We start from the raw sequence: 9,604 nt of genomic DNA on the forward strand, positions 1-9,604 counted from the left end.
AAAATAGTTTCTATTTTATCAAAATTTATTTTAAAGAATCAAAATTCGATATTTAGTGTTATAATTACAAATACCAAGGAGCAAAAGTATGGAAACTCAAGATTCAATAAAAAATTTTCAAGAAAGCTTGTATGAAGGTTTAGAAGAACAAGATGATAAAGAAAATGAAATTTATCCCATAAAAGATATCAAAATTGAGAAAAAAAGTTTCAGTGTTTATGAAGCAAATCGCAGAATAATTAAAAACGATTTTATTTTAACACCGGAATTTCAAAGAGATCAAAGATGGAATAATAAACAAAAATCGGAGCTTATAGAATCTATATTAATGGGAATTCCTATCCCTGTAATATATGCCTATCAAACAGGAGATGGAAGATTAGAAATAGCAGACGGCAAACAAAGACTCGGATGCTTAAATGAGTTTTTGGAAGGTAAATTAATCTTAAAAGGATTAAAAATATTAACAGATTGTAATGGTAAAAAATTTGAACAATTACAAGCACAAGAAAAAACCAGAATAGAAGACTATCAAATAGATATGTATATAATATCTCCACAAACCCCTGAAAAAATTAAATACGATATTTTCGATAGAGTAAATCGTGGTGGAACAAAAATCAATAATCAAGAAATGCGTAATGCGCTATACAACGGAACTTGTACAAAAATTATCAATAAAATGAGTGATTATGAAGCATTTAAAGAAGCAACAGGAAATCCAAATAGTAAAAACATGAAAGATAGATATTTAAATTTAAGATTTCTCTCCTTATATCTTTGCATAACAAAAAAAATAGATATAGAATTGTTTACTCCTATGGATGATTTTTTAGCAAAGGCCATGAGAACCATTAATAAAAAGGCGGAACAAGATTTTGAATCTTTTTTGCAAAATTATGAAGAGATAATGAAATTTATTGCCATTAATTACAAAGATAACTTATTTAGATTTAAGACCAAAGATATCCATAAAACAAATAAAAGACAATTAAGTATGGCATTGTTTGAAGCCTTAACTTCTGCATTTATGTATGCAAAAGAAAACAATAAACCTTATCCTTTAAAAGAACAAATAGATATATTTAAACAAGAACTTGATAAGCCTGAAAAAATAACCTATGGTATCGATAGCAAAGAAAATATCGAATTTAGAATCAATAAAGCATTGGAACTTATCAAATGATACACAAATTACACATAAAAAACTTTAAATTAATTAAAGATAATAGTTTTGATTTTAAACCATTAACTATAATCACTGGAACAAACTCGTGCGGAAAATCTTCAATATTACAAACGCTTTGTTTTTTTATAAATACAAATATTTTAAATATAGAAAAGTCTATGTATATACAAAATTTTACTAGAAATTTATATATTTTTGATCAGATGAGAAATAAAGATTTACATGAAGATTCAATTCATATAACATTAAACGAAAAAAATATAATAAATATCACAAAAGAAGAAATAACCAAAAATACTGAATATTTATTTGATTTTGAAGAAAATTTCTATTATTTAAAATCTAATAGAAATTTAATTCAAGATACCGAAAAAATACAAAATAATATCAAATTTGGAGTTTCTGGTGAATATATAGGCAATTATTTTTCTACAAATAGTTTAAAAAGTATTGATGAAATTTTTTATGAAAATCCCGATAGTAATAAAATTTTAAATTATCATGTTGATAAATGGATAAAAGAAATATTGGATTTAGAAATTTCTTTTACGACAAATGAAAGTATAGACATTATACTCAATGGATTTAAAGATAAAAATTTTTCTAATTATTTCCTGCCATCTAATATATCCACTGGCTTAAATTTTGCTACTAAGATTATTATTATTGGGTTATCTTTAAAAAAAGGAGATATATTTATAATAGAAAACCCAGAAATTCATTTGCATCCAAAAGCTATCTCTAAATTTGCAGATTTCTTTGCATTTTTGGTTTCAAAAGGAATTCAAGTTATCATCGAAACTCATTCTAATTATCTTTTGAGTAAATTAAGATATATAAATTTCAAAAAAGAATTTAAAGATGAAGATTGTATTATTTACTATAAAGATCAACAAACAGATTTTGTACCAATTTTTATTCATTCTGGAAAATTTACCAACATAAATAGAGAAAAAATTAATTTTCCTACAGGATTTTTTGACACAGATTTGGATAAATTAATGGAAATAAGATGAAATTTTCACTTGTGCTTGATGATGAAGTATTAATAGAATTTGAAAAATTCAAAAATTCTCTTGAATGCGACAAAAATATCATCGAAAATTTATTCAAATACTATAAACCAACACATTTAATCAATTTAAAGCAAATTCAAAAATTAGAAGAATCAAATCTAGTTATAGACAGTGATATAAAAAGTGCTTTTCTCCAAAGTGGATATGCTAATCTAACCTTAGAAAAACTCTCACAAAAAACTACTCTAAAAATCATTTTAACAAATGACAAAAACAAATCTTTTCCATATCTTTATATAAAAGATGAAAAAATAGAAAACAATTTATGTGCAACATTTAAACAAAAGGAATCTAGAGAGAAAGCTTTTGAATATTTTAAAAATTTGTTTTTAGAAGCTAATAGTATTTTTATATATGATCAGTATTTAACACAAGAAAATTTAAACGATTTTATAGAGATATGTAGTATTAATAAAAATATTTATTTGCCTAAATATATTTACAGTAGAATAAATCCTCATAACGAAATGATAAAAATAGACAAACAAAATAACCGCTACTTGGGTTGTCACGATAGGTATATTTTAATATATTATCCAACCTATAAAATAGAACTGATATTAACTAGTGGGATAGATTATTTATTAGATACAGAAAAAGATTTCACTTATATTGTTAGAGTAATCACATCTTCTACCTCTTAGTAAAATACTTTAATTATATTATTCACTAACCAACTCAAACAAACCAATGAATATAACCTAACTGATTAAATTAAATAAATTAATAAACTAATCAAGCAACGACTGATAAAGTGTTTAACTAAACCAACAAAAGCATAAATCAATTAAACTAATGATTGAATATAAAAATAATAAGTTGTAGATAAGTAAAAGCATTATACAAAGCATTCTAAGCTGATTAAATACAATTAGAACTAAAGCATAAATCAATCCAAGCCAATTAAACATAAACATAAAAGAACAATGAATACAAAAACATATTTAATTAGCATAAAAACAAATTCAATCAATAAAAAAATAATTAATACAATAATAGATTTAATAAACATAAAAAAATAATTAAATATAAAAACAACGATTGACATATAAAAACTAAGATTTTAAATCTATAAGAATAAGATAAAGAAGAATTAACAAGTCCGCAATGAGCTACTTTCCCCCTGCCAGTAAGGCGTAGTATCATCACCCACGATGTGCTTAGCTTCTTGGTTCGGGATGGAGCAAGGCGTTTCCACATCTGTATAATCACGGACATTGTTATTTAAATATTCTTTGAAAGATTTAACTTAAGAATAAAGCTTTTATTTTTTATTCTATTGTTTTATTTTTTTGCTTTTCTTCTATTCTTTTTTATTTTTCTTTTTTTGTTTTTTAATTTTTACTTTTATCTTTTAAATCTTATCTTTCATCTTGTCAATGAATCAAATCTTTACTCTCTTTGATAAGTTTTTATATAGAATACTTAAAAAACAATGTTAAGAGCAAGTTCTAATATAAACCCTACTTGAAAGATTTCTATATCACTTTAAATCAATATTACTATTTAAAGCTTTAGTAAAAACCTTAACAAGGAAGTGATGCTTTATTAAAGATAAGCCAAACGCTCTATTAGTACTGGTCAGCTAAAGGACTTTCATCCATTACACACCCAGCCTATCAAACTAGTAGTCTTCTAGAGAGCTTAGAGAAGATTCATCTTAGAGTTGGCTTCACGCTTAGATGCTTTCAGCGTTTATCCTTTCCAAACTTAGCTACGCTGCGATGCTCTTGGCAGAACAACAGCTACACCAGTGGTTTGTTCAACCCGGTCCTCTCGTACTAGGGTCAAATCTCTTCAATCTTCTTACGCCCACGGCAGATAGGGACCGAACTGTCTCACGACGTTCTGAACCCAGCTCGCGTACCGCTTTAAATGGCGAACAGCCATACCCTTGGGACCTGCTCCAGCCCCAGGATGCGATGAGCCGACATCGAGGTGCCAAACCTCCCCGTCGATGTGAGCTCTTGGGGGAGATCAGCCTGTTATCCCCGGGGTACCTTTTATCCTTTGAGCGATGGCCCTTCCACACAGAACCACCGGATCACTAAGACCGACTTTCGTCTCTGCTTGACTTGTATGTCTTGCAGTTAAGCTGGCTTATACCTTTATACTCTACGAACGATTTCCAACCGTTCTGAGCCAACCTTTGTAAGCCTCCGTTATTATTTGGGAGGCGACCGCCCCAGTCAAACTACCCACCAGACATTGTCCCACTTGAGGATAACTCAAGCTGGTTAGCTACCCAAATAAGAAAGAGTGGTATCTCAACAATGGCTCATATACAACTGGCGTCATATACTCAAAGCCTCCCACCTATCCTGCACATTCTTATCCAAGTAGCAGTGTCAAGCTGTAGTAAAGGTCCACGGGGTCTTTCCGTCTTGCCGCGGGTAGGAGGAATTTTCACCTCCACTACAATTTCACTGGATCCCTCTTTGAGACAGCTCCCATCTCGTTACGCCATTCATGCAGGTCGGTATTTAACCGACAAGGAATTTCGCTACCTTAGGACCGTTATAGTTACGGCCGCCGTTTACTCGGGCTTCGATCAAGAGCTTCGCTAATGCTAACCCCATCAATTAACCTTCGAGCACCGGGCAGGCGTCACACCCTATACATCCTCTTACGAGTTAGCAGAGTGCTGTGTTTTTGGTAAACAGTCGGGAGGGACTCTTTGTTGTAAGTTTCCTTGCTTTCGGAGTAAATCCTAATACAAAGCTAACCACACCTTATACCGAAGATACGGTGCTATTTTGCAGAGTTCCTTAAAGAGAGTTCTTCCACGCGCCTTAGAATACTCATCCCACCCACCTGTGTCGGTTTACGGTACGGGCAACATTAGCTAAACTTAGAAACTTTTCTTGGCTCGACGGCATCAGGGGTTCTTCTATCCATCCGAAGACTTCAAAAAGCCTTTCAGTTCTCGGAGTATTGTTATACGGATTTGCCTGTATAACCTCCTACGACCTTAGACTAGCACTTCCATCCGCTAGCCCCCTTAGCCCTAAGCGTCCTTCCATCGCACACTAATGTTGGTATTGGAATATTAACCAATTTGCCATCGTCTACCCCTTTCGGACTCGACTTAGGACCCGACTAACCCTACGATGACGAGCATCGCGTAGGAAACCTTGGGTTTACGGCGTTAATGATTCTCACATTAATTATCGCTACTCATGCCTGCATGCTCACTTCTATTCGCTCCAGCACTCCTTACCGGTATACCTTCGACGCAAATAGAACGCTCTCCTACCACTTAGTAAACTAAGTCTACAGCTTCGGTACTTACTTTAGCCCCGTTATATTTTCCGCGCAAAATCACTAGACCAGTGAGCTATTACGCTTTCTTTAAAGGATGGCTGCTTCTAAGCCAACCTCCTGGTTGTTTAAGTAACTTCACATCGTTTTCCACTTAAGTAAGATTTAGGGACCTTAGCTGGTAGTCTGGGTTGTTTCCCTCTTGACGACGGATTTTATCACTCGCCGCCTGACTGCTGTGATTACATATAAGGTATTCGGAGTTTGATAGGGTTTGGTACATTGGTGTATGCCCTAGCCCATTCAGTGCTCTACCCCCTTATATTACGACACAACGCTATACCTAAATATATTTCGGAGAGAACCAGCTATCACGAAGTTTGATTGGCCTTTCACCCCTATCCACAAGTCATCCCGGGGCTTTTCAACGCCTATGGGTTCAGTCCTCCACTAGTTCTTACACTAGCTTCAACTTGCTCATGGATAGATCACTTCGTTTCGGGTCTGCAGCATCTGACTAAGCGCCCTATTCAGACTCGCTTTCGCTACGGCTTCGCGTTTGCTTAACCTTGCCAGACACCACAACTCGCAGGCTCATTATGCAAAAGGCAGTCCATCACCCTGTATTGCTACATAGGGCTCTGAATGATTGTAAGCAAATGGTTTCAGGTTCTATTTCACTCTGATCACCTCAGTTCTTTTCACCTTTCCCTCACGGTACTTGTGCACTATCGATCTGGTATTAGTATTTAGGGTTGGATCGTGGTCGACCCAGATTCAGACAGGATTCCTCGTGTCCCGCCCTACTCAGGATACTGCTGGCTAAGGTTTGTTTTTCGCATACGGGACTATCACCCTCTATGGTTATACTTTCCAGAATGTTCTGCTAAACTTACCTCTTGCACATTGCAGTCCTACAACCCCCAGTGCAAGCACTGGGTTTGCCCTCTTGCGCTTTCGCTCGCCGCTACTGACGCAATCTCTATTGATTTCTTTTCCTGAGGGTACTAAGATGTTTCAATTCCCCTCGTTCGCTCCTATATAGGTAATGTATATCTCTATACATTGGGTTGCCCCATTCGGAAATCTACGGATCAAAGCTTCTTGACAGCTCCCCGTAGCTTATCGCAGTCTAGTACGTCCTTCATCGCCTTTACCAGTCAAGGCATCCACCATTCGCTCTTAGTAGCTTACCTTTTTTACCTTCTTTAGCGTCAAGGCAAAGCCTTGACTAAGAAGCAAGCTAAAGGCCTACCCCGCCAACCTAAAAGATATTAGGCTGATAAAGTAAGTTAAAGACTAATAGTCTTTCTTGCTTCTTCTGCTAAGAATATGCATAAAAGTTAGATATAATCTAACTTCTACCTTTTTTATTGATTCTAAAACGCATCACTTCCTTGTTAAAGTTTTTATGATAAGACTTCATTATCTTAAGACGGAAAGCATTCAAACACTTAATATAAAACTAAATGATTTAGTCTCAACTAAGCAGTGAGTTTGAAACTTGTCTTTAATTTATAATCCTTAAATCTAATATTCTCTTTATTATAAAAAATAAAGATAGTTAAAAGATATAAATAAAACCAAAGAAAAGATAATTGAGTTTTATCCTTTAACAAGTCCTGTAAAATTGTTTTTATTAAAACTTGCTTGTGACTCTTAACAATGATAATTATAAAGAACATTTAGGTTTAAAACCTAAAGGAAGTATATATATTAACATAATCATTATAAATATAAATGCATAATGTATATGCTACTTATATCTATTAAAGTATATTCTTTTATAGTTAAAGATAAAAATAAATCTAAGTATAGAGTTTATATTTAATCTATTTTATATACTTGCTTTAGATTTTAAAGCTTCTTTATTCAAATCTTTTTTATGGTGGGCCTAACAAGACTTGAACTTGTGACCTCACCCTTATCAGGGGTGCACTCTAACCAGCTGAGCTATAGGCCCTTAATAAATGGTGGAGAATAGCGGGATCGAACCGCTGACCTCCTGCGTGCAAAGCAGGCGCTCTCCCAGCTGAGCTAATTCCCCATAAATAATTAGCTTTATCATCAATCTTTGAAATCTAAACAAGAATCAATTGAGTTTATATATTGAAGTAATAGTTGTGAGACTTATTACTCTGTACTCTAGAAAGGAGGTGATCCAACCGCAGGTTCTCCTACGGTTACCTTGTTACGACTTCACCCCAGTCGCTGATTCCACTGTGGACGGTAACTAGTTTAGTATTCCGGCTTCGAGTGAAATCAACTCCCATGGTGTGACGGGCGGTGAGTACAAGACCCGGGAACGTATTCACCGTAGCATGGCTGATCTACGATTACTAGCGATTCCGGCTTCATGCTCTCGAGTTGCAGAGAACAATCCGAACTGGGACATATTTTATAGATTTGCTCCACCTCGCGGTATTGCGTCTCATTGTATATGCCATTGTAGCACGTGTGTCGCCCTGGGCATAAGGGCCATGATGACTTGACGTCGTCCACACCTTCCTCCTCCTTACGAAGGCAGTCTATTTAGAGTGCTCGGCCGAACCGTTAGCAACTAAATACGTGGGTTGCGCTCGTTGCGGGACTTAACCCAACATCTCACGACACGAGCTGACGACAGCCGTGCAGCACCTGTCTCTAAGTTCTAGCAAGCTAGCACCCTCTTATCTCTAAAAGGTTCTTAGGATATCAAGCCCAGGTAAGGTTCTTCGCGTATCTTCGAATTAAACCACATGCTCCACCGCTTGTGCGGGTCCCCGTCTATTCCTTTGAGTTTTAATCTTGCGACCGTACTCCCCAGGCGGTACACTTAATGCGTTAGCTGCATTACTGAGATGACTAGCACCCCAACAACTAGTGTACATCGTTTAGGGCGTGGACTACCAGGGTATCTAATCCTGTTTGCTCCCCACGCTTTCGCGCCTTAGCGTCAGTTGAGTTCCAGCAGATCGCCTTCGCAATGGGTATTCTTGGTGATATCTACGGATTTTACCCCTACACCACCAATTCCATCTGCCTCTCCCTCACTCTAGACTATCAGTTTCCCAAGCAGTTTAATGGTTAAGCCATTAGATTTCACAAGAGACTTGATAATCCGCCTACGCGCCCTTTACGCCCAGTGATTCCGAGTAACGCTTGCACCCTCCGTATTACCGCGGCTGCTGGCACGGAGTTAGCCGGTGCTTATTCCTTAGGTACCGTCAGAATTCTTCCCTAAGAAAAGGAGTTTACGCTCCGAAAAGTGTCATCCTCCACGCGGCGTTGCTGCGTCAGGGTTTCCCCCATTGCGCAATATTCCCTACTGCTGCCTCCCGTAGGAGTCTGGACCGTGTCTCAGTTCCAGTGTGACTGATCATCCTCTCAGACCAGTTAAGCGTCATAGCCTTGGTAAGCCATTACCTTACCAACTAGCTGATACTATATAGTCTCATCCTACACCGAAAAACTTTCCCTACTCAACTTGTGTTAAGCAGGAGTATAGAGTATTAGCAGTCGTTTCCAACTGTTGTCCTCTTGTGTAGGGCAGATTAACTATACCTTACTCACCCGTGCGCCACTAATCCACTTCTAGCAAGCTAGAAGCTTCATCGTTCGACTTGCATGTATTAGGCACGCCGCCAGCGTTCACTCTGAGCCAGGATCAAACTCTCCATAAAAATTATAGATAGTTTAATCTTTTTCTTCAAAGAAAAAGTTATGAAAGATTAAAAGAAAAACTTTTAATCTTTTTAATTATTAGATTGAATAGATTTTACATAATTACTTATGCCTAAATCTTTCTGGCTCAATCGATCACTTATTTAGATTTCAAAGATTGACTAATAAGATTTGAATAACAATACTAAGTTAAAAGAACAAAACAAAAAATCATTTATTATATGTAAATAAAGTTTAGTAATAATAAAGTTTTATAAACTTAAATTGCTTTAACTAGGATTAAAGATTAATTTAAAACTAGAAACATAGTGTTTATAAAATCTTAATTTAACTTTAGTTAACTTTAGACTATAATTTAAAGATCTTAAGTCCTTTTCTGAAAAAGGAAATGAAAGTATAACCAATTAAGCTTAAA

At 35.4% G+C, this 9,604-nt stretch carries 3 protein-coding genes, 2 tRNA genes and 3 rRNA genes; 3 read left to right on the plus strand and 5 right to left on the minus strand.

Going from position 1 to position 9,604, the window contains the following annotated elements; genetic code table 11:
- Positions 1 to 88 precede the first annotated feature (88 nt).
- From BGS43_RS02035 to BGS43_RS02045, 3 genes are read left to right on the plus strand one after another with little or no spacing between them, the layout of a single operon-like run.
- The gene (locus tag BGS43_RS02035; protein ID WP_002782878.1) at positions 89 to 1,186 is read left to right on the plus strand and encodes a DUF262 domain-containing protein; all 1,098 of its coding nucleotides are present in this window, start codon (positions 89 to 91) and stop codon (positions 1,184 to 1,186) included.
- Positions 1,183 to 2,205 (plus strand): AAA family ATPase, encoded by a 1,023-nt coding sequence (locus BGS43_RS02040; RefSeq protein WP_002779284.1) that lies wholly within the window; start codon positions 1,183 to 1,185, stop codon positions 2,203 to 2,205. The genes BGS43_RS02035 and BGS43_RS02040 overlap by 4 nt, the downstream gene beginning before the upstream one ends.
- Positions 2,202 to 2,909, plus strand: a complete 708-nt coding sequence (locus BGS43_RS02045) for a hypothetical protein (protein ID WP_002782876.1) — start codon at positions 2,202 to 2,204, stop codon at positions 2,907 to 2,909. Before BGS43_RS02040 ends, BGS43_RS02045 begins: the two co-directional genes overlap by 4 nt.
- Before the next feature lie 455 nt (positions 2,910 to 3,364).
- On the opposite strand, the gene rrf is transcribed toward BGS43_RS02045, so the two are convergent.
- The 5 genes from rrf to BGS43_RS02075 form a co-directional block, all read right to left on the minus strand.
- Positions 3,365 to 3,481 (minus strand): 5S ribosomal RNA (rrf, locus tag BGS43_RS02050).
- Between the two features lie 334 nt (positions 3,482 to 3,815).
- Positions 3,816 to 6,722 (minus strand): 23S ribosomal RNA (locus BGS43_RS02055).
- 690 nt (positions 6,723 to 7,412) lie between these two features.
- Positions 7,413 to 7,489 (minus strand) — tRNA-Ile (locus BGS43_RS02065).
- Between the two features lie 8 nt (positions 7,490 to 7,497).
- Positions 7,498 to 7,573: transfer RNA gene (locus tag BGS43_RS02070), tRNA-Ala, on the minus strand.
- 102 nt (positions 7,574 to 7,675) lie between these two features.
- A 16S ribosomal RNA gene (locus tag BGS43_RS02075) occupies positions 7,676 to 9,188 on the minus strand.
- The 16S, 23S and 5S rRNA genes sit together here with 2 tRNA genes alongside, the layout of an rRNA operon.
- Positions 9,189 to 9,604: the final 416 nt, after the last annotated feature.

Origin of the sequence: Campylobacter sp. 110, from assembly GCF_002383965.1 — a bacterium.
GTDB classification, from domain to species: Bacteria; Campylobacterota; Campylobacteria; order Campylobacterales; family Campylobacteraceae; genus Campylobacter_D; species Campylobacter_D coli.

What these genes read in the sequence shown, in the direction of transcription:
- BGS43_RS02035 (WP_002782878.1), top strand. Translation starts at nt 89, where the DNA reads ATGGAAACTCAAGATTCAATAAAAAATTTTCAAGAAAGCTTGTATGAA.
- BGS43_RS02040 (WP_002779284.1), top strand. Translation starts at nt 1,183, where the DNA reads ATGATACACAAATTACACATAAAAAACTTTAAATTAATTAAAGATAAT.
- BGS43_RS02045 (WP_002782876.1), top strand. Translation starts at nt 2,202, where the DNA reads ATGAAATTTTCACTTGTGCTTGATGATGAAGTATTAATAGAATTTGAA.